The sequence below is a fragment of the Streptomyces sp. NPDC037410 genome, from assembly GCF_055602235.1.
In genome coordinates this window covers 52,518-76,406 of the sequence record NZ_JBVJWR010000004.1, presented here as the reverse complement: position 1 = coordinate 76,406, position 23,889 = coordinate 52,518, and the positions used below count along the sequence as shown (strand labels likewise).

Below are 23,889 nucleotides of genomic sequence, written 5' to 3'. Positions count from 1 at the left end.
CCACGAAGCAAGAAGGAGTCCATCCGTGACGGAAGGCACCACCTCCGCCGCCGCCGAGGGTGGCGACACCCTGACCCGCCTGGAGCAGGAGGGTGAGATCGCGGCCGACTACCTCGAGGGCCTGCTCGACATCGCCGACCTCGACGGCGACATCGACATGGACGTCGAGGCGGACCGGGCCGCGGTCTCGATCATCAGCGACTCCAGCAGCCGCGACCTGCAGAAGCTCGTGGGCCGCGACGGCGAGGTCCTGGAGGCCCTCCAGGAGCTGACCCGTCTCGCCGTGCACCGCGAGACCGGTGACCGCAGCCGCCTGATGCTCGACATCGCCGGCTTCCGGGCCAAGAAGCGCGCCGAGCTCGCCGAGCTGGGCGCCAAGGCCGCCACCGAGGTGAAGTCCACCGGCCAGCCGGTCAAGCTGGACCCGATGACGCCGTTCGAGCGCAAGGTCGTGCACGACGCGATCGCCGCCGCCGGTCTGCGCAGCGAGTCCGAGGGCGAGGAGCCGCAGCGCTTCGTCGTCGTGCTCCCGGCCTGACCCCTCACGTAGTCTCGGCCCCGTCTGCTCGCAGGCGGGGCCGATCTTTGTCAGCCTTGATACTCAGCCACCACAGTGCGCGCGCACGCGAGGCGTGCGGTACGGAAGGACGGTTCCCGTGACGGAGGCAGCGGAGCTCCCCGAGGCGCCGGAGCAGGCGCGGACAGTCTTCGGTGAGTACTTCCCGGAGGCCGTGCGGTACGCGGAGCTGCTCGCGGACGCGGGTGTGAAGCGCGGCCTGATCGGCCCGCGCGAGGTCCCGCGTCTCTGGGAGCGTCACCTGCTGAACTGCGCCGTCCTCTCGGAGGTCGTCCCCGAGGGTGTGACCGTCTGCGACGTGGGCTCGGGCGCCGGGCTGCCGGGTATCCCCCTGGCCCTGGTCCGGCCCGATCTGAAGATCACGCTCCTGGAGCCGCTCCTGCGCCGGACGAACTTCCTCCAGGAGGTCGTCGAGCTGCTCGGCCTCGACCACGTCACCGTGGTCAGGGGGCGTGCGGAGGAGATGCTTGGCAAGATCACGCCGGTGCACGTGGTGACCGCCCGCGCGGTGGCCCCCCTCGACCGGCTGGCCGGCTGGGGCGTTCCCCTGCTGCGACCGTACGGAGAGATGCTGGCGCTCAAGGGCGACACGGCACAGGAGGAGATCGACGGTGCTCGCGCCGCGCTCTCCCGGCTCGGTGTGGTGGAGGCCTCGGTGCTCCAGGTGGGCGAGGGCATCGTCGATCCGCTCTCCACGGTCGTGCGGGTGGAGGTCGGGGAGAGCCCCGGCGGTGTGCGGTTCGCGGCCAAGCGGGCCAAGGCCGCACGGACGAGCAAGACCCGCCGGCGCCGCTGAGCGTCCCATACGTACCATTTCGGAGTGTCGAACGGTCCCGGCCGGGCGGCAGAGGCATCGTGTTTCACGTGAAACGTCGCTCCCTGCTGCAGGGGATCATCAGCCGCGGTCGCGCGGCTGCCACGCCCCGGGACCGTAGACCCCGCGTGAAGCCACCCGTGAGGGTTACGGAGTTGTCCACAGAGGTGGATTCACCCACAGAACCACCTACCTCGCTGGTTCACGACCCCGAAAGCATGGCAGGCTCTCCTCATCGCGAGCCTGAAGCCGAGGAGAGTGAATCCTTGCGGTCCGACGCCAACATCGCGGGACCGATGACCGATCCGGTCCCCGGTCCCCGAACCGAATCGGTGGGGGAGGATGTTTCACGTGAAACACCGCCCCCGATGGACGACACCCCCATCGGTCGTGCTGCCCAGCTGGCAGTAGAGGCGCTGGGTCGTGCCGGTGAGGGACTTCCCCGCCCGGCCCAGACGCGCGTCATGGTGGTCGCCAACCAGAAGGGCGGCGTCGGCAAGACGACCACGACGGTCAACCTTGCCGCCTCCCTGGCGCTGCACGGCGCTCGTGTCCTGGTCATCGACCTGGACCCGCAGGGCAACGCCTCCACGGCGCTCGGCATCGACCACCACGCCGAGGTCCCTTCGATCTACGACGTCCTGGTGGACAGCAAGCCGCTCTCCGGTGTGGTGCAGCCGGTCAAGGACGTCGAGGGCCTGTTCTGCGCCCCCGCCACCATCGATCTCGCCGGTGCGGAGATCGAGCTGGTGTCCCTGGTGGCGCGTGAGAGCCGCCTGCAGCGTGCGATCCAGGCCTATGAGCAGCCGCTGGACTACATCCTGATCGACTGCCCGCCCTCGCTCGGCCTCCTCACGGTCAACGCCATGGTGGCGGGCGCGGAGGTCCTGATCCCGATCCAGTGCGAGTACTACGCGCTGGAGGGGCTCGGGCAGCTCCTGCGGAACGTCGAGCTGGTGCGAGGGCACCTCAACCCGGCACTCCACGTCTCGACGATTCTGCTCACCATGTACGACGGCAGGACGAGGCTCGCCTCCCAGGTCGCCGACGAGGTGCGCACCCACTTCGCCGAGGAGGTGCTGCGGACCAGCATTCCGCGGTCCGTCCGCATCTCGGAGGCGCCGAGCTACGGCCAGACGGTCCTCACCTACGACCCGGGCTCCAGCGGCGCCCTGTCGTATCTCGAAGCGGCCCGTGAGATCGCCCTGCGGGGGGTCGCCGTGCACTACGACCCGCAGCACGCCCATGTCGGGCACCAGAACAACCAGCGCAGCATGTCGGAGGGGATCCAGTGAGTGAGCGACGTAGGGGGTTGGGGCGTGGACTCGGTGCGCTGATCCCCGCTGCTCCCCAGGAACGGCAGGTGGAGCGAGGCGTGGCCGCCGCGAAGCTGGCGACGCTGCCGCAGAGCCCGCAGGCCCCGGAGTCGAGCCCGGCGTGGAACGAACCGGCGCCGGTGGCTCTGCCGGAGCCTCCGGTCGGCGCCTACTTCACCGAGCTGCCGATCGACGCGATCGTCCCCAACCGGCACCAGCCCCGTGAGGTCTTCGACGAGGACGCGCTGGCGGAGCTCGTCACCTCCATCAAGGAGGTCGGTCTGCTCCAGCCCGTGGTCGTGCGCAAGATCGAGGCCGACCGCTACGAGCTCGTCATGGGCGAGCGTCGTCTGCGGGCTTCGACGACGGCCGGTCTGGAGCGGATTCCGGCGATCGTCCGGGACACCGACGACGAGAAGATGCTCCTGGACGCGCTCCTGGAGAACCTCCACCGGGCCCAGCTGAACGCGATCGAGGAGGCCCACGCCTACGAGCAGCTGCTGAAGGACTTCGGCTGCACGCACGACCAGCTCGCGGAGCGGATCGGGCGGTCCCGCCCGCAGATCTCCAACACGCTGCGTCTGCTGCGGCTCTCCCTTCCGGTGCAGCGCCGGGTCGCCGCCGGAGTGCTCTCCGCCGGCCATGCGCGGGCCCTGCTCGGCGTGGAGGACCCGGACGCCCAGGACAAGCTGGCGTACCGGATCGTCTCCGAAGGCCTCTCGGTGCGGAGCGTCGAGGAGATCGTGAGCCTCATGGGCTCCGAGGAGCCGGCGTCGGCGGTCAAGCCGAAGGGCCCGCGTGCCGGTGCCCGGGTCTCGCCCGCGCTCACGGACCTCGCCTCCCGGCTCTCGGACCGCTTCGAGACGCGGGTGAAGGTCGACCTGGGGCAGAAGAAGGGCAAGATCGTCGTCGAGTTCGCCTCGATGGACGATCTGGAGCGGATCCTCACGACCCTGGCCCCCGGCGAGGGGCGGGTCATGGACCGCAGGAACGCCGAGGGCTGACCTCCTCGCCGAGGCCGCCGAGGGCGGGCCGTGCTCCGGTCTTCACCGGAACACGGCCCGCCCTTTGCCTGTGAGCGGTATCGCCCCGATCGCCCGATCGATACGATTCCGAGAGGCGTATCCGTGCTCGATGGCAAGGGAAACGAGGAGCTGCCGTGGGGCGTCGGCTCGTACCGCTCACGCTGGACAACCTTCCGGATCTGCCCAAGCGGTGTCGCTCCTGTGTGTTCTGGGAGCTCGACCCGGTCAGCGGCGAGGCGGCGGTGAAGGCGGGCCGCCCGGAGCTGGAGAAGGAGGCCTGGATCTCGGCCGTTCTCCTGGAGTGGGGTTCCTGCGGCCGGGTGGTCTATGTCGACGAGGTGCCGGTCGGTTACGTCCTCTACGCTCCCCCGGCCTATGTGCCGCGTTCGACGGCCTTCCCGACGAGCCCCGTGGCGGCGGACTCCGTCCAGTTGATGACGGCGTGGATCATGCCGGGGTATCAGGGGCAGGGCCTGGGGCGGGTGATGGTGCAGACCGTGGCCAAGGACGTGATGCGGCGGGGCTTCAAGGCGATCGAGGCGTTCGGGGACGCCCGGTGGAAGGAGCCGGCCTGTGTGCTGCCGGCCGAGCATCTCCTCGCGGTGGGCTTCAAGACCGTCCGCCCGCACCATGCCTTCCCCCGGCTGAGGCTGGAGCTCAGGACGACGCTCTCCTGGAAGGAGGACGTCGAAATGGCCCTGGACCGCCTGCTCGGCGCCGTGCAGAAGGAGCCCATCCTGCGGCCCCTGTAGCTCCGGAGACATGGGAAACGGCCCGCCCCCTGACGGGGACGGGCCGTTTCACGTGAAACAAGCGGCGGGTGTCAGGCCTTGGACGCGTCGCCGATGAAGGGGTCCAGGTCGCGCAGGATGGCGGCCTTCGGCTTGGCGCCGACGATGGTCTTCACGACCTCGCCGCCCTGGTAGACGTTGAGCGTCGGGATGGACATGACGCCGTACTTGGCAGCCGTGGCCGGGTTCTCGTCGATGTTGAGCTTCACGATCTCGACGGCGTCCTGCTCCTTGGCGATGGCCTCCAGCGACGGGGCGATCTGACGGCACGGGCCGCACCAGGCAGCCCAGAAGTCCACCAGGACGGGCTTGTCGCTGTTGAGGACGACCTCGTCGAAGTTTGCGTCGGTCACGTTCTTCAGGGCGCCGGCCACGGCGGCCTCCTTATTCGCGGGGTTGTCGTGAGGAAAGACGGGGGTCAGACCGCGGGGGTCTCGGCCAGCTTCTCGCTGTCGGCGAGGGCGGCCAGGAAGCGCTCGGCGTCGAGCGCGGCGGAGCAACCGGTACCGGCGGCCGTGATGGCCTGGCGGTAGGTGTGGTCGACGACGTCACCGGCGCCGAAGACACCTGTGAGGTTCGTGCGCGTCGACGGCGCGGCGACCTTGAGGTAGCCCTCGTCGTCCAGGTCCAGCTGGCCCTTGAAGAGCTCGGTGCGCGGGTCGTGGCCGACGGCGATGAAGAGGCCGGTGACGGGGAGCTCGCGGGTCTCGCCGGTCTTCGTGTCGCGCAGGGTCAGACCGCTGAGCTTCTGCTCGCCGTGGATCTCGGCGACCTCGCTGTCCCAGGCGAACGAGATCTTCGGGTCGGCGAAGGCGCGCTCCTGCATGGCCTTGGAGGCGCGCAGGGTGTCCCGGCGGTGGACGATCGTGACGGACTTGGCGAAGCGCGAGAGGAAGGTGGCCTCCTCGATCGCGGTGTCGCCGCCGCCGACGACGGCGATGTCCTGGTCCTTGAAGAAGAACCCGTCGCAGGTGGCGCACCAGGAGACACCGCGGCCGGAGAGCGCGTCCTCGTTGGGGAGGCCGAGCTTGCGGTGCTGGGAGCCGGTGGTGACGATCACGGCCTTCGCGCGGTGCACGGTGCCGGCGGTGTCGGTGACGGTCTTGATCTCACCGGTCAGGTCCACGGCGATGACGTCGTCGGGGACCAGCTCGGCGCCGAAGCGCTCGGCCTGGGCCCGCATGTTGTCCATCAGGTCCGGGCCCATGATCCCGTCACGGAAGCCGGGGAAGTTCTCGACCTCGGTGGTGTTCATGAGGGCGCCACCAGCGGTGACGGCACCCTCGAAGACCAGGGGGTTCAGCGACGCTCGGGCCGTGTAGAGCGCGGCGGTGTAACCCGCGGGACCGGAGCCGATGATGATCACGTTACGGACGTCGCTCACGGGTTTCTTCCTCGTCTCTGCAGACTGCCACTGCCTACGGGGGCGCTTGTCGTCGCTCTCACCCCACCCAACGGATCCTAAGGGGCGTGCATTCCCGAGATTGCCGCGCGGCACAAGCTCGTGCGGGGAGAGAGGTCAGGAGCGCGGGTACGTTCGGCTGAGCAGCAGATCGGCGGCCGGGCTTCCACTTTCCGTCGGCCGGTCGGCACAGGAGGCGTCGAGCACGTAGGCCTGGACGCGGGTGCTGTCCGCCGGATCCGTCAGGACGAGCAGATAGGCGGCTGTTCCCTGGTACTCGCCGCGCTCGTAGCCGAGCACCCCGTCGCTGCGGCCGGTGCCGGCCAGGACACAGCCGGGAACGGTGGCGTCCTTGCTGCGTTGGGGCGTCTCACCACCGGTCTGGGCGGACAGGGATTCGGGCCCGACTCCCTGGGGGGTCTTGGGTGCGGGCTTCTCGCTGAGGAGGGCATGGACGCGGTCCTCGACGGGTGCACCGGAGAAGGGGCTGAGGGGGGCGCTGGCGACGGCGTCTGCCTTCTTGGCTCCCTGCTCCGCGCTGCCGGCGGTCAGGTTGCCCGTCTGGCTGAGATACAGGCTCGTTCCGAGGACCACGGCTCCGAAGGCGGCACCGATCGTGGAGAGCAGCGCGATCCGGCGGCGGCGGGGCTTTCCGGGGCGTCCGGGGCCGGTGGCGGCCCGGGGGCGTCCGGCGGGGCGGTCCGCGGCAGGGGAGGGCGATGCGGGAGGGGCGGTCTCGGCCGCAGAGCGCGACGTTTCACGTGAAACAGGGGTGTCGTGTTCCGGGGAGGTCGCGTTGAGGAGGGCTTCGGCCGCCAGGGCGGCGTCGATCCGCCCGGCGATCTCGGCGGGCATGCGGGGCGGCCCCGGCAGGGTCCCGAGGAGGCCCCTGATCTCCTCCAGGGAGGACCGCACGTCCGCGCAGAGGGCGCAGCCGTCCAGATGCCGCCGTACGGCTGCCGAGCGGGACGGCGGGAGCAGCCCCTCGGTCAGATCGGAGATCTCCGAGACGTCCGGGTGCTGTGTGGTGTCGGCCCTGCCGGCCGTGGAAGTCACGTGCGCCCACCTCCGCCCTTCACAGCAGCTGGATCTGTCGGTCCGGTATCCGTCGGCCCCGGCACCGGTGGGACGGATGTCCCCGGCGTCCGGTTCCTTCCCCCTTCGGCGGCCTCGTTACCCACGGTGTCGGCGCGCAGATGAGTGACCATCGGAAGGAGGCGTGCCCGTCCGCGTGCGCAGCGGCTCTTCACGGTCCCGGTGGGGACGCCGAGGATACGGGCCGCCTCGGCGACGGGGTATCCCTGCATGTCGACCAGGACGAGGGCGGCCCGCTGGTCCGGAGGAAGGGTGGCGAGCGCGGCCAGCAGCTCCCGGTGGAGGTCCTGGCGCTCGGCGGGAGCCTCGGCGGACTCGTGGGGTTCGAGGAGCTGCTCGAAGCGGTCGGTGTCGTCGACGGACGAGGTCTTGCGAGAGGCGGTCTTGCGGGCACGGTCGATGCAGGCGTTCACCGTGATGCGGTGGAGCCAGGTCGTGACGGCCGACTGGCCGCGGAAGGTGTGGGCGGCCCGGAAGGCGGAGATCAGAGCGTCCTGGACGGCGTCAGCGGCCTCCTCGCGGTCCCCCAGCGTCCGCAGCGCCACCGCCCACAGCCGGTCGCGATGACGCCGCACGAGCTCACCGAAGGCATCGGGGTCCCCGGCGACATGACGTGCCAGGAGTTCCCGGTCGTCCACTGCGTCTATCGGACGGTCCAACGGTGAGCCCCCTCCCCTGTGGTCGTCAGCCCATGACCTTGACTTCGGTCAGCTGGCCGCGGAACTCGCCCTCGGTGAGGGGCAGCTCCGTCAGCCAGACCAGAACGTAGCGGGTCGTGACCGGCTTGGTGAGCTTCAGCTTCAGATCGCTGCCGGCGTCGGATGCCTGGGTGGTGAACCCGTCGGCCGTGGACGGCACCGAGGAGGTTCCGTCGGGCGCCGTGCGGATCTCCACCGAGGTGCGTCCCACGAGCGACAGGTCGACCTCCCTGACCTTCTGGGACGAGCCCAGGTCCAGCACGATCCCGACGCCGGTCTTCAGGTTGCCGAAGTTCGCGGTGGTGTAGTTCTTGGTGTGCCAGAAGGTGCTCGGATCGCCGTCGTAGACGTTCGGCACGGACTCCGGGTACTCCTCGCCGTTGCCCCCGGGGGGCGGGTCGAAGTCCTGGGCGGACGAGATGGCGATCGGCTTCGGCGGCGCGGGCTTCTCGTCGACCGAGGGGTGCACTATCGGCGTCTCGTCCTTGGACTCCGGTGCGAGCAGCCGGTTCGCGATCTGCCAGCTGCCGAGGCCGAGCGCGGCGATCAGCAGTGCCGAGACGGCCCACTTCAGCGCCTTGCCCGTACGGCTCTCCAGCGGGGCCGGCGGGACGACGACCGGCTGGGTGACCGGGGGACGCGGCTGGGGGCGTCCGTAGGTGCCCTGCTGGTAGGTCGTGTGCTGGTACTCGGGCGGCGCGGTGAACGCGGGCTCCGGCGGCTTGACGCGGGGCATCGCCGCCACGGCCTTGGCCAGCTCGTCCGGAGTGGTGCAGGGCGGCTCCTGACGCGAGGCGGTTGCCCCGTCGTTGGCGAGCGCGCGCATGGCGATCTCGGAGAGGCCACGGTGGACGCCGGCACGGACCTGGTCCGGCGGCAGCAGTCCGACGCCCTTGGGAAGCCCGGAGAGCCCGTAGGCGTCGCTGTCGTACGGCCAGCGCTGGGTGAGCGCGGCGTACAGCAGGGCGCCGATGGCCTCGGTGTCGGTGCGCTGCGGACGCTCGGCGGTGATGCCGCGCAGGGCGGCGTTCACGGCCAGGCCGCGGATCCGGTACTGGCCGGTGGAGCTGCGCAGGACGGCGCTCGGCGTGAGCCGGAGGTGGGCGAGGCCCTCGCGGTGCGCGGCGGCCATGGCCTGGGAGACCTGGCTGACGAGCTGATAGGCGTCGTGCGGCTCCAGGGGGCCGGCCGCGAGCAGCGCGGTCAGCTCGGTGGAGTCCGGCAGCCACTCGTGCACGACGTACACGAGGTCGTTCTCCTCGACGGCGTCGAGGACCTGGACGAACCGGGGGTCGCCGAGGAGGGCCGAGGAGCGGGCCGCGGCAAGCACCGACCGGGCTCGGGGGTGGTCGGCCGGCAGCAGGTGGACCCCGACCGCGCGGCGCAGCTTCTCGTCGACGGCACGCCAGCTGCTGAACCCGTCCAGACGGGTGACGCACTCCTCCAGCCGGTAGCGTCTGGCCAGCTTGTGGCCGCTGTGCAGTTCGGGCGCCGCGATGGAGGGCTGCTCGCCGCCCTGTCGTTCGACCGTCTTGTTCTCCGTGGCCTCAGCGGTCTTCTCCGCCGTCTTCTGCTCTTCCGCCACCCCGTCGGTCGCGGCCGTGTCCGCCTTGGCGGTCAGCGGGTCGTCACCGCTGTTGTCGGCCACGTCGACGGCAGCCGTGCTACGTTCCGCCACCGTCGTTCCTGCCTCCCCATCCGTTGTGCCACATCCAACAGCCAAGCCAATTGTGCCCACAGTCCGGCCCTATGCACGACACACGGCCCCCGCCGATGGTTGTGCGGGACCGCCCCGTTCAGCGTCCCAGGCGTCCGCGGACCATGCCGACCAGGGCGTTCAGCTCCGCGATCCGCATGCGCTTCGCCGCGACGAAGAAGACGCCGAGGAGCACCGCCCCGCCGACCGCGAGGGCGACGAGCGAGCCGAGGGCGCCCTCGCCGAGCAGCTTCAGCAGGCCGAACCCGACGGCGCCGGCGACGATCGCGGCGGGCACGGAGGCCATGCAGAGCCGCGCGTAGGTCCGCAGCACGTGGGTGCCGTCCAGGTCGCCCCCGAGGCGCTTGCTGAGCCGGCGCCAGGCGATGCCGACACCGACGGCGTAGGCGAGCCCGTACGAGGCAGCCATGCCGACGACCGCCCACTGGGCGGGCAGGACGACGTAACAGACCGCCGAGGCGGCCGCGTTGACGGCGGCGACGATCACCGTGTTGTAGAACGGCGTCCGGGTGTCCTCGTAGGCGTAGAAGCCGCGGAGCACGACGTACTGGACGGAGTACGGGATCAGGCCGAGGCCGAAGGCCATCAGGATGAAGCCCATGCCCTGGGCGGCCTCGATGCCGCTGGAGGCGTAGAGCAGGGTGCACATCGGGACGCCGAGCGCCAGGAAGGCGAAGGCGACCGGGACGATCGCGACGGCCGAGTTCCGCAGGCCCTGCGAGATGTCGTCCCGGACGGCGCCGGGGTCGTCGTCGTGGGCGGCGCGGGAGATCCGCGGCAGCAGCGCGGCCATGACGGAGACCGTGATGATGGCCTGCGGCATGCCCCAGATCAGCTGGGCGTTGGAGTAGGCGAGGAAGCCGGCACCGTTCCTCCCGGACTCCTCACCGGCGGCGGTGGCGAGCTGGGTGACGACCAGGACGCCCGCCTGGTTGGCGAGGACGAAGAGCACGGTCCACTTGGCCAGCTTGACCGTCTTGCCGAGCCCGTGGCCCTTCCAGTCGAAGCGGGGACGGAAGCGGAAGCCCGTCTCGCGCAGGTACGGGATCATCGCGAGCGCCTGGACCACGAGGCCGAGCAGGGTGCCGATGCCGAGGAGGCGGATGCCCTCGTCCGGGATGGTCTGCACGCCCATGTGGGACTCGGCGGAGGTGCCGTAGACCCAGATGAACAGGCCGAAGGTGACGATCATGACGATGTTGTTGAGGACCGGGGTCCACATCATCGCGCCGAACTTGCCCCGCGCGTTGAGGATCTGGCCCATCACCACGTGCACGCCCATGAAGAAGATCGTGGGCAGGCAGTAGCGGGCGAAGGTCACGGCCACGCTGTTGGCCGCGGCGTCGTCGGCGATGGTGTTCGACATCAGCCGGATCAGCAGCGGCGCCGCGAAGACGGCCAGGGCCACGATGAGGCCGAGCGCCACCATGACCAGGGTGAGCAGGCGGTTGGCGTAGGCCTCGCCGCCGTCCTCGTCGTTCTTCATCGAGCGCACGAGCTGGGGGACGAAGACCGAGTTGAGGCCACCGCCGACGGTGAGGATGTAGATCATCGTCGGCAGGGTGTAGGCGATCGTGAAGGTGTCACCGAGCAGGGCCGCGCCGAGCGCGCCGGTGATCACCAGGCTGCGGACGAAGCCGGTCAGCCGGGACACCAGGGTGCCGGCCGCCATCACCGCGCTCGACTTGAGCAGCCCGGAGGCACGGCCGGACTTCTTCGGGGCGGGCGCGGGCAGCGGGTCCGGCTCCGGGGCGGGCTGGGGCACCTGGCCGGGCGCCTGCTGGTCCCGGTAGAGGTGCGCGAACGCGTCCGGCTCGGGCGTCTCCTCGCCGGCCCGGGTCACCAGGTCGTCGACCCCGGTGAACTGGACCGAGCGCGCGTCGTCGCCGTACGGCAGGTGGCGCGAGGGGCCGTCCGGCTCGGGCGCCGGGGTCTGCGCCCACACCCGCGGGTCGGGGGCGTGCTGCGGCGCGGCGGGCTGCTGGTACAGCGCGTGCGGGTCCTGGTAGGTGCCGGGCGGGGGCGGCGGGTGCGCGGCGCGGTCGTAGAGCGCCTCGGTCACCGGGTCCTGCGCGGACATGTCCTGCGCCCGGTACGGGTCGTGGGCGTAGGCGTCCTGGACGTACGGGTCCTGGGCGTAAGGGTCCTCGCCCTGACGGTCCTGCGCATACGGAGCCTGCCCCTGGCGCTCCTGCGCGTAGGGGTCCTGTCCCTGCGGGTTCTGCGCGTAGGGGTCCTGTCCCTGCGGGGCAGGGGCGCCCTGGTGCGGGGGCGGCACCGGCGGGTGGCCGGCACCGGGAGGCGCCACGGGCGTCCCACCGGACGGCGCCGGGCCGCCCGCGCCCTGGCCGCGGTCACCGTCGTACGGCGCGTTCATCTGCCCCACCTCATCGTCCCCGGCCGACCGGCCACGACATCGCTCAACGGTCCACTTTCTCACCCGGGCCCGACGGGTCGCCGCTTTCGGGCCCGGTGTCCGGTGTCAGGTCACTCGGCTGCCCGGGTTCGTCCCCGCGGGCTTCCTCCTCGCCGGGCCCGTCCTGGCCGGGCTCGGAGTCGGCGTCGTCCCCGGCGGTCTCCGCCGCCTCCGCCGCCTCGGCCTCGGCGTTCCGGGCGGCCACCCGCTTGCGCTGGCTGTACATGCGGACACCGGCGAGGACGAGCAGGAGCACACCGCCGGCGATCACGAGCATCACCGTGGGAGTGATCTCGGAGACCTTCACGGTGAAGTTCATCGGCTGCCCGTACGGGGTGCCGTCCTGCGTGTAGAGCTGGGCCGTCATCGGCACCTGGCCGTTGACGTTCGCCGAGGCGGTGAACTTCACCGACTGGCTGTGTCCGCCGCCGACCTTCACCGGGAGCTCTTGGTAGCCGTCGCCGTCCAGCTCGAGCCGGTTCTTGTTGGCGGAGGTGAGGCGCAGCACCAGATGGTCCACGTCCTGGAGCAGCTTGTTCTGGACGGTCACGGGGATCGTCGCGCTGCGGCCGGAGAGCGTGAGGTCCGACTTGTCGACGAGCTGGACGCCCTTGGTGAGGCTCTGGAGGTAGTCCAGGACGCTGTTCCGGTAGATCGCGGCCGCCCGGGCCTCACCGCGCCAGGAGGTCGACATCTCGCGGTCGATCGCGTTGCCGAACGGCGTCACGACGCGTTCCGGCTGGGTCAGGACGACCTTGAAGTCGTCCAGCTCGTCCCGCGTGGACTTCATGTCACGGAAGGCCTGGACCGGGAGCTCGTGGTCCCGCAGCTTCTTCGGGTAGCGGGAGCTGCTCGGCACCGTGGTGGAGGCGTCCGGGTCCGGCTTGGCGGCGGCGGCCGCGAGGAGGTCGCTCGGCTGGGTCCAGCGCCGCCCGGAGAGGCCCTCCAGGGCGGTCGCCATGGCCTGGGCCTGGGCCGTGGTCGGCATCCGCTGCGGGGCGACCACGATGCTCCGCTGGTCCTCCGGCTGCTCCAGGGTGACCGCGAGGGACTGGGCGAGGAACTCCTGGACCGCGAGCGTGGAGTTCTCGGCGCGGACCATGTCCCCTTCGAAGGCGGTGGACAGGAGCGCGTCGCTCACCACGGCCGTGGTGCTGCCGTTGCCGAGGGGGCGGGCGGCCGTGGCGGTGTAGGGAAGGTCGTCGCGGACGCTGTCGCTGCGGGCGATCACCTTGTCGGCGCCGGCGGAGGTGGCGACGGCCGCGATGGCGGGGTCGACGGCTCCGTCGACGGGCCAGGCGAAGTCGGTGGACGCCTGCACGTGGAGGACGGTCTCGACCGTCATGCCGGCCAGGGAGGTCGCCGACTGGAGGTGTCCGAGGGAGCCGGGGACGTCCTTGCCCCGGTGGGCGAGCGAGGCCAGGTCGGGGTCGGCGAAGGGCAGGGCGACGACCTTGTTGCCCTGGACCGCCTTCTCCAGCGCGTCCAGCCACCGCTCGGCGAGAGCCTGGTTCCTGCCGGGGACGTCCCGGTCGCCGTCCTTGACGCGGTAGCCGTTCGCCATGGCGTCGACGGAGGCCAGGAGGTCCGGGTCGACCACCCAGGTGACCGGAAGGTCCTTGCCCAGCGAGACCAGCTGGTCCAGGCGACCGCCCGGACGCAGCTCGTCCGCCAGGTCGTCGTCCTGGAAGACCGGGGTCTGCTGGTCGTCCGTGGCCGTCTGCGCGGAGACGTGCGCCGAGGCGATCAGCGGCCAGAGGTAGGTGAGCTGGGTCTTCTTCTCGGCGGCCTCGGGCTGGTACGGCAGGAAGGTCCGCTCGATGCCGAGCACCCGGTCGTACTGCCGGTCGGAGGTCTGCCCGGTGAGGGAGACGCCCAGCTGGTAGACGCCCTCCTCGTCGAGCCCGAGCTCGGAGACGGGGACGGACATCGAGAAGTCGCTGCTGAGGCCGGCGCCGAGCCGGGGGATCTTGACCTTGGGGGCGCCGTCGAGGGGAGCGGGGTCGCTGTCGTTCCGGAAGCCGGTACGCCCCGCGACCTGCTCGATCTCGCTGCGGCTCGTCATCCTCGGTCCGACGCGCAGGTTCACGGTCGCGTCGGTGACGGCCTTCTTGCCGCGGTTGGTCACCGTGCCGGTGATCGTGACGGTGTCGCCCTCGACCGGAGCGCTCGGGGCGAGCGTGTCGAGTGCCACATCGACGGTCCTGGAGCCGCCGACGTCCTCGGTGGCGGTCGCCGGGGCGGCGGTGACCGGGCCCTGGAGCAGGCCGGCGAGGAGCGGCGCGCCGAAGGCGACGGTGATCGTGCGCCGCAGCCATCGGCGGGCAGGTGAGGGACTGGTTCCCTGGATGTCTGCCGCCTCGGCCACGCGTTCGCCCGTCCTCGTCGTTGTCTGTGGTGACACAGGAATCGGTGGTTCCCGGTTGCTGTGTCCAGGCATGGTAACGAGGCACGCTGGGGGCAAGTGCCGGGGACTGCTCCAGGCGATCTTCGACCGGTCCGTGCCGGGCGCCCGGGCGATAAACGGGGACGTCAGGGTGAGCCGGGGCACGTACCCTTTTCTGTTGTGCCGAACGCCAACGAAGACACCCCGACTGCACTGAGCCAGGTGCAACGCCGCGCGGTCAGTGAACTGCTGCGTGTGTCCCCCGTCGCCGACGACCTCGCCCGCCGTTTCCAGGACGCCGGGTTCAGCCTCGCGCTGGTCGGCGGCTCGGTGCGGGACGCGTTGCTCGGCCGGCTCGGCAACGACCTGGACTTCACCACCGACGCCCGCCCCGAGGACGTACTGAAGATCGTCCGCCCGTGGGCCGACGCGGTGTGGGAGGTCGGCATCGCCTTCGGCACCGTCGGTTGCCAGAAGGCGGGCTACCAGGTCGAGGTCACCACGTACCGCTCCGAGGCGTACGACCGGACCTCCCGGAAGCCCGAGGTCTCCTACGGCGACTCCATCGACGAGGACCTCGTCCGGCGTGACTTCACCGTCAACGCCATGGCCGTGGCGCTCCCCGAGAAGGAGTTCATCGACCCGTACGGCGGTCTTGAGGACCTGGCCGCCCGGGTGCTGCGCACACCGGGTACGCCGGAGGAGTCCTTCTCCGACGACCCCCTGCGCATGATGCGGGCCGCGCGGTTCGCCGCACAGCTGGACTTCGAGGTCGCCCCCGAGGTCGTGACGGCCATGAAGGAGATGTCGGGCCGGATCGAGATCGTCTCCGCCGAGCGCGTCCGTGAGGAGCTCAACAAGCTGCTGCTCTCGGCTCACCCCCGCAAGGGCCTCGGGCTCCTCGTGGACACGGGTCTCGCCGAGCACGTGATGCCCGAGCTTCCCGCCCTGCGGCTGGAGAGCGACGAGCACCACCGGCACAAGGACGTCTACGAGCACTCCCTGATCGTCCTCGAGCAGGCGATCGACCTGGAGGAGGACGGACCCGATCTGGTGCTGAGGCTCGCCGCCCTGCTCCACGACATCGGCAAGCCGCGCACCCGCCGCTTCGAGAAGGACGGCCGGGTCTCCTTCCACCACCACGAGGTGGTCGGCGCGAAGATGACCAAGAAGCGCATGACCGCGCTCAAGTACTCCAACGAGATGATCAAGGACGTCTCGCGTCTCGTGGAGCTGCACCTGCGCTTCCACGGCTACGGGAGCGGCGAGTGGACCGACTCGGCCGTGCGTCGCTACGTCCGCGACGGAGGGCCGCTGCTCTCGCGCCTGCACAAGCTGACCCGCTCGGACTGCACCACGCGCAACAAGCGCAAGGCGGCAGCGCTCTCCCGGACCTACGACGGTCTTGAGACGCGGATCGCCCAGCTCCAGGAGCAGGAGGAGCTGGACTCGATCCGTCCCGATCTCGACGGCAACCAGATCCAGGAGATCCTGGGCATCGGGCCCGGGCCGGCCATCGGTCAGGCGTACAAGTTCCTTCTTGAGCTCCGGCTGGAGAACGGTCCGATGGAGCACGACCAGGCCGTCGCCGCGCTCAAGGAGTGGTGGGCAGCGCGCGACTGAGCCGGGACGGCGCCCGGAAGGGCCGATGTTTCACGTGAAACACGGCCCCGACCGACTCGGAGACGGGGTGGTGTTTCACGTGAAACGTCACCCCGTCCGGCGTTCCCGGCGCAGGGCCACGGCGAGCGCCGCGTAGATCAGGGCGACCAGTACGACGAGAAGGGGCGAGCGGCCGTCGGGTGGCAGCATCAGGGCCGCCACGCCTGCCGCACCCACGAAGGCGACGTTGAACAGCACGTCGTAGAGCGAGAAGACCCTCCCTCGGTAGGAGTCGTCCACGGCCGTCTGGACCACCGTGTCCGTCGCGATCTTCGCCCCCTGGGTGATGAGCCCGAGGACGAAGGCGGCGACGAGGAAGGGGGCCGGGGTGAAGGGCAGGCAGAGCACCGGCACCAGCACGGCCGCCGCGGCCGTGCACACGGTCATCCAGCCGAAGGGCCCGAACCGCCCGATCGCCCAGGGGGAGACGACGGCGGCGGCGAAGAATCCGGCGCCCGACGCGGCGACGGCGATCCCGAGCAGGCCGAGGCCCTCGGAGTCCGTGGAGCTCCATGCGTACCGGGAGAGCATGAGCACGGCGACGAGCAGGGCGCCGTAGCAGAAGCGCATGAAGGCCACCACGGTGAGCGCCCGGGCGGCGGGGCGCCGCTCGCCGAGGTGTCGCAGTCCCGCGACGAGGCCCCGGGCCGTCGACTTCAGGGCCGAGGCGAGGGACTGCGGGACGAGGTCGGCATCGGGGCCGAGGAGTTCCCGGGACATCCGCAGCGAGGTGAGGGCGGCGCAGAGATAGAGGACGGCGCCGAAGGCCACGACGGCCGCGTCGGAGTTGTCCGCGAGGAGCCGGACACCGAACGCGAGACCGCCGCCGACGGTCGCGGCGAGGGTGCCGGCGGTGGGCGAGAGGGAGTTCGCGATGACGAGCCGCTCCTCGTCGACGACGCGCGGCAGGGAGGCCGACAGCCCTGCCAGGACGAAGCGGTTGACGGCGGTGACGGAGAGGGCGGAGGCGTAGAAGAGCCAGTCCGGTACGGAGGCGAGGACGAGCGCTGCGGTCCCGCCGGCGAGGAGGGCGCGCAGGAGGTTCCCGTACAGGAAGACCTGGCGCCGCTGCCAGCGGTCGAGGAGCACTCCGGCGAAGGGCCCGACGAGCGAGTACGGGAGCAGGAGCACCGCCATGGCGGAGGCGATCGCGCCGGGCGAGGTCTGTTTCTCGGGGGAGAAGACGACGTACGTGGCCAGGGCCACCTGGTAGACGCCGTCGGCGCACTGGGAGAGCAGCCGGACGGCGAGCAGGCGGCGGAAGTTCCGCAGGCGCAGGAGTACGCGCAGATCACGTACGACGGACATGGCAGCAAGACTCACATACGAAGAGGGCCCCCGGGCAGTGCCTCGGGGACCCTCGATCGACAAGCGTGAAGAGCTTTAGCGCTCGACCTCACCCTTGATGAACTTCTCGACGTTGGCGAAGGCCTCGTCGTCGAAGTACTGCACCGGCGGGGACTTCATGAAGTACGAGGACGCGGAGAGGATCGGGCCGCCGATGCCCCGGTCCTTGGCGATCTTCGCGGCGCGCAGGGCGTCGATGATGACACCCGCGGAGTTCGGGGAGTCCCAGACCTCGAGCTTGTACTCCAGGTTCAGCGGGACGTCGCCGAAGGCGCGGCCCTCGAGGCGGACGTACGCCCACTTGCGGTCGTCCAGCCAGGCCACGTAGTCCGAGGGGCCGATGTGGACGTTCTTCTCGCCCAGCTCGCGGTCCGGGATCTGCGAGGTGACGGCCTGCGTCTTGGAGATCTTCTTGGACTCCAGGCGGTCGCGCTCCAGCATGTTCTTGAAGTCCATGTTGCCGCCGACGTTGAGCTGCATCGTGCGCTCAAGGCGGACACCGCGGTCCTCGAACAGCTTCGCCATCACGCGGTGCGTGATGGTCGCGCCGACCTGCGACTTGATGTCGTCGCCGACGATCGGGACACCGGCCTCGGTGAACTTGTCCGCCCACTCCTTGGTGCCGGCGATGAAGACCGGGAGGGCGTTGACGAAGGCGACCTTGGCGTCGATGGCGCACTGGGCGTAGAACTTCGCCGCGGCCTCGGAGCCGACGGGCAGGTAGCAGACGAGGACGTCGACCTGGCGGTCCTTGAGGATCTGGACGACGTCGACGGGCTCCTCGGCGGACTCCTCGATGGTCAGGCGGTAGTACTTGCCGAGACCGTCGAGCGTGTGACCGCGCTGGACCGTGACGCCCTTGTTCGGGACGTCGCAGATCTTGATGGTGTTGTTCTCGCTGGCGCCGATGGCGTCGGAGAGGTCGAGGCCGACCTTCTTCGCGTCGACGTCGAAGGCGGCGACGAACTCGACGTCACCGACGTGGTACTCGCCGAACTGGACGTGCATGAGGCCGGGGACCTTGGTCGCCGGGTCGGCGTCCTTGTAGTACTCGACGCCCTGCACCAGCGAGGCGGCGCAGTTGCCCACGCCGACGATGGCTACGCGAACCGAACCCATTCCGGTTGCTCCCTGTGTGATCGTGGAAGCCCTGCTGTGCGCAGGGTTTCACTTGGCGGTGTCGTCGGACGGATCCGGCCGGGTACTGCCCCCGTGCCGGGGCAGGCCGCCCGTCTCTCCAGAATCGTTGTCGTGCAGAGCGGGGGCGTCGGGGCCGGATCGCTGATCCCGTCCCGCCCGCTCGCTCTCGATGAGCTCGTTCAGCCAGCGCACTTCGCGCTCCACGGACTCCATGCCGTGGCGCTGCAGCTCAAGCGTGTAGTCGTCCAGGCGCTCCCGGGTCCGGACGAGGGAGGCGCGCATCTTCTCCAGGCGCTCCTCCAGCCGGCTGCGGCGGCCCTCGAGCACGCGCATCCGCACCTCGCGCTCGGTCTGCCCGAAGAAGGCGAAGCGCGCCGCGAAGTGCTCGTCCTCCCAGGCGTCGGGGCCGGTGTGGGAGAGGAGCTCCTCGAAGTGCTCCTTACCTGCCGGGGTCAACCGGTAGACGATCTTGGCCCGGCGTCCGGCGAGTGAAGCGGCGAGGGCCTCCTCGGGGGCGCTGCCCGGCTCCTCGATCAACCAGCCGTTGGCGACCAGCGTCTTGAGGCAGGGGTACAGCGTTCCGTAGCTGAAGGCCCGGAAGACGCCCAGCGAGGTGTTGAGGCGCTTCCGCAGCTCGTACCCGTGCATGGGGGCCTCGCGCAGCAGGCCGAGAACGGCGAATTCGAGGATGCCGGAGCGTCTGCTCATCCGTCGCCTCCTCCTCCGCCTTCGGGGCCCTTATGCCGTGCTGATGTATCGACTCGATACATCAGCACGATAGAACGGCCTCTCTGTCTCGACAAGCGGACCCACCGTGACCGGCGTCACATCGTCAATTCACAGCGTTCGACTTGCCTGATTTGGGATGAAGTCCGGCTCTAGGAGGGATTTGGCCGTGCGTAGTCTGTGCGGCATGCAGACCACCGGGAACCGAGCGATGCCCTGGGGCGTCAGTGCTGCGGGTGACCGGCTGCGCCACGGGGGGACCTCCGATGGGGTTCTCACGTGCGCATTTCGGGGGGACCGGAACTCAACTGCCGCTTCCAGGCGTACGCGCCTGCCCGAGGAGTAGTCGTTCGATGAGCGAGCATCGTCGCAAAATGCCGCCGCAGCAGCCGCCGACGGGCGGTCGCGCGGCGGCACGGCGCGCTGCCCAGCAGCCGATGGGCCGCAGGTCGGCCCCGGCCCATGACGTCGGTACGGGGGCCCCTTCGGCCTCGTACGGACCTCCTTCCTCCTATGGAGAGGAGCAGCGTCCCTACGGAGGGCGCGCCGAGGCACGGCGGGCCGCCCAGCGCGGCAGCCGCCGCCGGGGAGCCGATTCCGGCCCCGGTGGCCCCGGCGGTCCCGGTGGAGGACGGCGCGGTGGCGGTGGCGGCGGTGGCCGAGGCAGTGGTCCGGGCCGGGGCTCCGGCGGGCGCCCGCCGGGCAAGAAGCGGATCATCGACTACCCGCGTTACGGAAAGTACGGCTGGCGTCGCTGGATGCCGTCGTGGAAGCTCGTGACGGGTACGTTCCTGTTCTTCGTCGCGAGCCTGATGGGTGTTGCGACGATCGCGTACTCGCGGGTGGAGGTCCCCAAGGAGGCCGACACCGCGAGGTCGCAGAACAACATCTACTACTGGGCCGACAAGACCCGGATGGTCGCGACGGGCAGTGGCACGAACCGCCAGATCGTCCCGTTCGACGAGATTCCGAAGTCGATGCAGAACGCCGTGATCTCGGCGGAGAACAAGACCTTCTGGGATGACTCCGGTGTCGACCCCATGGGTATCGCCCGCGCCGTGTGGAACATGGCCAAGGGCGGCGAGACCCAGGGTGGTTCGACGATCACCCAGCAGTACGTGAAGAACAACCGCCTGGACGACCAGTCGCAGACCATCACCCGGAAGGTGAAGGAACTCTTCATCTCCATGAAGGTGGGCAACGAGGTCGGCAAGGACCAGATCATGGCCGGCTACCTGAACACCTCGTACTACGGGCGTGGTGCGTACGGTATCCAGGCGGCGGCCCGGGCCTACTTCAACAAGGACGTCGGCAAGCTCAACGCCAGCGAGTCGGCGCTGCTCGCCGCGGTGCTGAAGGGCGCGACGTACTACGACCCCGCCGGCTACCCCGACATCGATCCCAACGCCACGGCCGAGGCGAACACCAAGCGGGCCACCAAGCGGTGGAGCTGGATCCTCGACGAGATGGTGAAGGACAACCACCTCTCGGCTGCGGAGCGGGCGAAGTACACCACCTTCCCCAAGGTGGAGAAGCCCAAGAAGAGCGCCAACCTGAGCGGTCAGATCGGCTACCTGGTCTCCACCGCCAACGGGAACATGCGCAACCAGTTCGGGATCACCGAGCAGCAGCTGCAGCGCGGCGGCTACGAGATCTACACCACCTTCGAGAAGAAGAAGGTGGACAAGATGGAAGCCACGATCAAGAACGTCATCAAGGAGAACATCGACCCGAAGAAGCGCCCGACGACGGACACGCACGTCCAGTTCGGCGGCGCTTCGGTCGACACGGCGACCGGGAAGATCGTCGCCATCTACGGCGGCGCCGACGCCACCAAGCACTTCAACAGCAACGCCGACAGCACCGGTGCCCAGGTCGGTTCGACGTTCAAGCCCTTCGTGCTCGCCGCCGCGATGAAGGACGGCGTCCGGGACAAGGACGGCGAGCCGGTTCAGGACGCGTCCGAGCGCACGATCGTCGACCCGGACAAGAGCCTGTACAACGGCAAGGACGACCTGACGATCCGGAAGTACAACGGGGACATCTGGCTCGACGACACGGGCAAGGAGTGGAAGCAGAGCAACGACGAGAACGCCAGCTACGGCCCCGTCTCCCTGCGCTACGCCATGATCAAGTCGGCCAACTCGCCGTACGTGCAGCTCGGCATGGACGTCGGTATCGACAAGGTGCGCGACGCGGCCATGAAGGCCGGTCTCCGCGAGGAGTCCCTGGTCAAGGCCGACGTGCCCTCGTTCTCCCTCGGTGTCTCCAGCCCGAGCGCCATCCGCATGGCCGGCGCGTACTCCACCTTCGCCAACGAGGGTGAGCAGAACGACCCGTACTCCGTCGAGACGGTCAAGCGGGACGGCGTCGTCGTCAACAAGCACGAGGCCAAGCCCACGAGGGCCTTCAGCCCCGCCATCGCCAACAACGTCACCGACGTGCTGCGTTCCGTCGTCGACGACGACCGGGGTACCGGCCGCAAGGCGCGCATCCCGGGTCGCGCGGTCGCCGGCAAGACCGGTACGACCGACGACAACATGTCGGCCTGGTTCGTGGGTTACACGAAGCAGCTGGCGACGGCGATCGACATGTACCGCTTCGACGACGACGACTCGAAGCAGGGTCGTAAGTTCGAGAAGATGTACGGCACGGGTGACCAGCCGACGATCCACGGTTCGTCGTTCCCCTCGCGGATCTGGCGCGAGTACATGACGGACGCCGTGGCGGACATGCCGGTCGAGGACTTCCCGAAGCCGGAGAAGCTGGAGGGCGCCAAGCCCGTCTTCGGCGGTGGCGCGCAGAGCCCGACGCCGACGCCGACGGCCACCGAGACGCCCACCGAGTCGGCGACGCCGACGACGACTCCCCCGGCCACGCCGACGACGACTCCCCCCGGGAAGCCGACTAGGACGCCGAAGCCGGGCAAGTCGACCTGTGACGTCTTCGACTGGAACTGCAACAACCCGGGCGGTGCGGGCGGCAACACCGGGCAGCCCACGACCACACCACCCGCCACCGATCCGACGCCGACCGATTCGCCGACGGACAGCTCCAGTGGTGGCGGAGGAAACGGCAAACCCGGCGGAACCTTCCCCTGATCCCTCCCTCCTGAGGGAGAACCAGGCGCGTCCTGAGGGCCGTCGCGTCCGCTCCGTACCTTCCGTACGGAGCGGACGCGGCGGCCCTCCGCGTTTTCCCGGATCGGTACGGCAGGATGTCCCCCATGCCGAGCCTCCAGAAGTCGAGCGCGCCGCGGGACCGCTCGCAGACGGTCATCCCCACCCACCGGGACGAGGTGGCCGCAGCGGGCAGCGAGCTGATCGGCGGCCCCTACGGGCGCCGGGCGGCGGCCGCCACCGGGCAGCTGACGCCGGTGCGGGTGATCGCGCTCGTGGCCATCGGCATGTTCGCCCTCGGCATGGTGCAGAAGCTGCCCTGCTACAACTGGGCCTGGTTCCGGGGCACGACCTCCCAGTACACCCACGCCTGCTACTCGGACATCCCGCACCTGTTCGCCGGGCGGGGCTTCGCGGACGGCCTGGTCCCCTACTTCGACCGGCTGGGCGGCGACATACCGTTTCTGGAGTACCCCGTCCTGACCGGGCTCTTCATGGAGGTCGCCGCCTGGCTGACGCCGGGCGGCGGTGAACTGAACCAGCAGGAGCAGTCGTACTGGCTGGTCAACGCGGGCCTGCTGATGGTGTGCGCGGCCGTCCTGGCGGTCTGTGTGGCCCGGACGCACCGGCTGCGCCCCTGGGACGGTCTGCTGGTCGCCCTCGCGCCCTCGGTCGCGCTCACCGCCACGATCAACTGGGACATACTGGCCGTCGCGCTGACCGCCGCCGCCGTCCTGATGTGGTCGCGGAGCCGGCCGCTGGCGTTCGGGATCCTGCTCGGGCTGGCCACCGCCGCCAAGTTCTACCCGATACTGCTCCTCTGTCCGCTGCTGCTGCTCTGCTGGCGGGCCGGGAAGTGGCGGGCGTACGGGACCGCGGTGCTCGGCTTCCTGGGCTCCTGGCTGGTCGTGAACGTGCCCGTGATGCTGCTCGCGCCGGAGGGGTGGAAGCAGTTCTACCTCTTCAGCCGCGACCGGAACGTCGACTTCGGCTCGATCTGGCTGCTCGTGACCCAGCGGACGGGTGACCTGATCACCCCGGGCCGGGCCAATCTGTACGCGCTGCTGCTGATGGCGGTGGCGGTGGCGGGGCTCGCGTACCTGGCGTTCACGGCGCCGCGCAGGCCGCGCTTCGTGCAGCTGGCCTTCCTGGTCGTCGCCGCGTTCGTGCTGACGAACAAGGTCTACTCACCGCAGTACGTCCTGTGGCTGGTCCCGCTGGCCGCGCTCGCCCGGCCGCGCTGGCGCGACTTCCTGGTCTGGCAGGCCTGCGAGGTCATGTACTTCGTCGGCGTCTGGATGTACCTGGCCTACACGGGCAGCGGCAACAAGCAGGGCCTCCCGGTCGACGGCTACCAGTTCGCGATCGTCCTGCACCTGCTCGGCACGCTGTACCTGTGCGCGATGGTCGTACGCGACATCCTGGCGCCCGAGAAGGACCCGGTCCGGCAGGACGGCGCGGACGACCCCTCGGGCGGCGTCCTGGACGGCGCTGAGGACGTCGTCGTGGCGGGCAGGGCGGCCCATCCGGCCCGGCACGCCGCCCCGGCCGTGGAGGAGGCGCAGCGGGTGCGCTGGGGCGCCACGGACGACCCGTGGGGCGCCCCCGAGTAGACGGAAACGCATCACCCCCGGGAGCAGGGCTCCCGGGGGTGATGC

General features: G+C 70.1%; 18 protein-coding genes. 8 read left to right on the top strand and 10 right to left on the bottom strand.

Annotated features, from left to right (window positions below):
- Positions 1–25 precede the first annotated feature (25 nt).
- From ACZ7HT_RS07895 to ACZ7HT_RS07875, 5 genes are all read left to right on the top strand, one after another.
- Entirely contained in the window at positions 26–538 is a 513-nt protein-coding gene (locus ACZ7HT_RS07895) for a Jag family protein (protein WP_471161308.1), read from the top strand.
- Between the two features lie 118 nt (positions 539–656).
- Positions 657–1,373 (top strand): 16S rRNA (guanine(527)-N(7))-methyltransferase RsmG, encoded by a 717-nt coding sequence (rsmG, locus tag ACZ7HT_RS07890; RefSeq protein WP_471161305.1) that lies wholly within the window; start codon positions 657–659, stop codon positions 1,371–1,373.
- Between the two features lie 236 nt (positions 1,374–1,609).
- Positions 1,610–2,686, top strand: a complete 1,077-nt coding sequence (locus ACZ7HT_RS07885) for a ParA family protein (protein WP_471161303.1) — start codon at positions 1,610–1,612, stop codon at positions 2,684–2,686.
- Positions 2,683–3,711: a ParB/RepB/Spo0J family partition protein gene (locus ACZ7HT_RS07880; RefSeq protein ID WP_471161300.1), complete on the top strand. Its 1,029-nt coding sequence runs from the start codon at positions 2,683–2,685 to the stop codon at positions 3,709–3,711. The genes ACZ7HT_RS07885 and ACZ7HT_RS07880 overlap by 4 nt, the downstream gene beginning before the upstream one ends.
- A gap of 155 nt (positions 3,712–3,866) precedes the next feature.
- Entirely contained in the window at positions 3,867–4,484 is a 618-nt protein-coding gene (locus ACZ7HT_RS07875) for a GNAT family N-acetyltransferase (RefSeq protein ID WP_471161298.1), read from the top strand.
- A gap of 71 nt (positions 4,485–4,555) precedes the next feature.
- Here the strand turns inward: ACZ7HT_RS07875 and trxA are convergent, their stop codons facing one another.
- The 7 genes from trxA to ACZ7HT_RS07840 form a co-directional block, all read right to left on the bottom strand.
- Positions 4,556–4,897 (bottom strand): thioredoxin, encoded by a 342-nt coding sequence (gene trxA, locus ACZ7HT_RS07870; RefSeq protein ID WP_471161295.1) that lies wholly within the window; start codon positions 4,895–4,897, stop codon positions 4,556–4,558.
- Positions 4,898–4,941: 44 nt separating this feature from the next.
- The gene (gene trxB / locus ACZ7HT_RS07865) at positions 4,942–5,907 is read right to left on the bottom strand and encodes a thioredoxin-disulfide reductase (RefSeq protein WP_471161292.1); all 966 of its coding nucleotides are present in this window, start codon (positions 5,905–5,907) and stop codon (positions 4,942–4,944) included.
- Between the two features lie 135 nt (positions 5,908–6,042).
- Entirely contained in the window at positions 6,043–6,981 is a 939-nt protein-coding gene (locus ACZ7HT_RS07860; protein WP_471161289.1) for an anti-sigma factor, read from the bottom strand.
- Positions 6,978–7,679, bottom strand: a complete 702-nt coding sequence (gene sigM / locus ACZ7HT_RS07855) for an RNA polymerase sigma factor SigM (protein WP_471161286.1) — start codon at positions 7,677–7,679, stop codon at positions 6,978–6,980. Before sigM ends, ACZ7HT_RS07860 begins: the two co-directional genes overlap by 4 nt.
- Positions 7,680–7,704: 25 nt before the next feature.
- Positions 7,705–9,396 (bottom strand): protein kinase family protein, encoded by a 1,692-nt coding sequence (locus tag ACZ7HT_RS07850; RefSeq protein WP_471161284.1) that lies wholly within the window; start codon positions 9,394–9,396, stop codon positions 7,705–7,707.
- 118 nt (positions 9,397–9,514) lie between these two features.
- Entirely contained in the window at positions 9,515–11,812 is a 2,298-nt protein-coding gene (murJ, locus tag ACZ7HT_RS07845; protein ID WP_471161282.1) for a murein biosynthesis integral membrane protein MurJ, read from the bottom strand.
- A gap of 43 nt (positions 11,813–11,855) precedes the next feature.
- Positions 11,856–14,219, bottom strand: a complete 2,364-nt coding sequence (locus ACZ7HT_RS07840; RefSeq protein ID WP_471161279.1) for a DUF6049 family protein — start codon at positions 14,217–14,219, stop codon at positions 11,856–11,858.
- A 198-nt stretch (positions 14,220–14,417) separates the two neighbouring features.
- Between ACZ7HT_RS07840 and ACZ7HT_RS07835 the strand changes: the two genes are divergently transcribed.
- Positions 14,418–15,860, top strand: coding sequence for a CCA tRNA nucleotidyltransferase (locus ACZ7HT_RS07835; protein ID WP_471161276.1), 1,443 nt, complete (start codon positions 14,418–14,420; stop codon positions 15,858–15,860).
- Between the two features lie 87 nt (positions 15,861–15,947).
- Here ACZ7HT_RS07835 and ACZ7HT_RS07830 read toward each other — a convergent pair whose 3' ends face one another.
- The 3 genes from ACZ7HT_RS07830 to ACZ7HT_RS07820 all read right to left on the bottom strand — a co-directional run bounded on the left by ACZ7HT_RS07830 (position 15,948) and on the right by ACZ7HT_RS07820 (position 19,094).
- Positions 15,948–17,207: an MFS transporter gene (locus ACZ7HT_RS07830; protein WP_471161273.1), complete on the bottom strand. Its 1,260-nt coding sequence runs from the start codon at positions 17,205–17,207 to the stop codon at positions 15,948–15,950.
- A 75-nt stretch (positions 17,208–17,282) separates the two neighbouring features.
- Complete coding sequence (locus ACZ7HT_RS07825) at positions 17,283–18,365, bottom strand: inositol-3-phosphate synthase (protein ID WP_471161270.1); 1,083 nt, start codon at positions 18,363–18,365, stop codon at positions 17,283–17,285.
- Between the two features lie 48 nt (positions 18,366–18,413).
- Positions 18,414–19,094: a PadR family transcriptional regulator gene (locus ACZ7HT_RS07820; RefSeq protein WP_116159971.1), complete on the bottom strand. Its 681-nt coding sequence runs from the start codon at positions 19,092–19,094 to the stop codon at positions 18,414–18,416.
- Between the two features lie 371 nt (positions 19,095–19,465).
- On the opposite strand from ACZ7HT_RS07820, the gene ACZ7HT_RS07815 reads away from it, so the two are divergent.
- Both ACZ7HT_RS07815 and ACZ7HT_RS07810 read left to right on the top strand, forming a co-directional pair.
- Entirely contained in the window at positions 19,466–22,213 is a 2,748-nt protein-coding gene (locus ACZ7HT_RS07815; protein ID WP_471161266.1) for a transglycosylase domain-containing protein, read from the top strand.
- A gap of 125 nt (positions 22,214–22,338) precedes the next feature.
- On the top strand, positions 22,339–23,844 hold the full coding sequence (locus tag ACZ7HT_RS07810) for a glycosyltransferase family 87 protein (protein WP_471161263.1): 1,506 nt from the start codon (positions 22,339–22,341) through the stop codon (positions 23,842–23,844).
- Positions 23,845–23,889: the final 45 nt, after the last annotated feature.

What these genes read in the sequence shown, in the direction of transcription:
- ACZ7HT_RS07885 (WP_471161303.1), top strand. Translation starts at nt 1,610, where the DNA reads ATGGCAGGCTCTCCTCATCGCGAGCCTGAAGCCGAGGAGAGTGAATCC.
- ACZ7HT_RS07820 (WP_116159971.1), bottom strand. Translation starts at nt 19,094, where the DNA reads ATGAGCAGACGCTCCGGCATCCTCGAATTCGCCGTTCTCGGCCTGCTG.
- ACZ7HT_RS07815 (WP_471161266.1), top strand. Translation starts at nt 19,466, where the DNA reads ATGAGCGAGCATCGTCGCAAAATGCCGCCGCAGCAGCCGCCGACGGGC.
- murJ (WP_471161282.1), bottom strand. Translation starts at nt 11,812, where the DNA reads ATGAACGCGCCGTACGACGGTGACCGCGGCCAGGGCGCGGGCGGCCCG.
- ACZ7HT_RS07830 (WP_471161273.1), bottom strand. Translation starts at nt 17,207, where the DNA reads ATGTCCGTCGTACGTGATCTGCGCGTACTCCTGCGCCTGCGGAACTTC.
- ACZ7HT_RS07810 (WP_471161263.1), top strand. Translation starts at nt 22,339, where the DNA reads ATGCCGAGCCTCCAGAAGTCGAGCGCGCCGCGGGACCGCTCGCAGACG.
- ACZ7HT_RS07825 (WP_471161270.1), bottom strand. Translation starts at nt 18,365, where the DNA reads ATGGGTTCGGTTCGCGTAGCCATCGTCGGCGTGGGCAACTGCGCCGCC.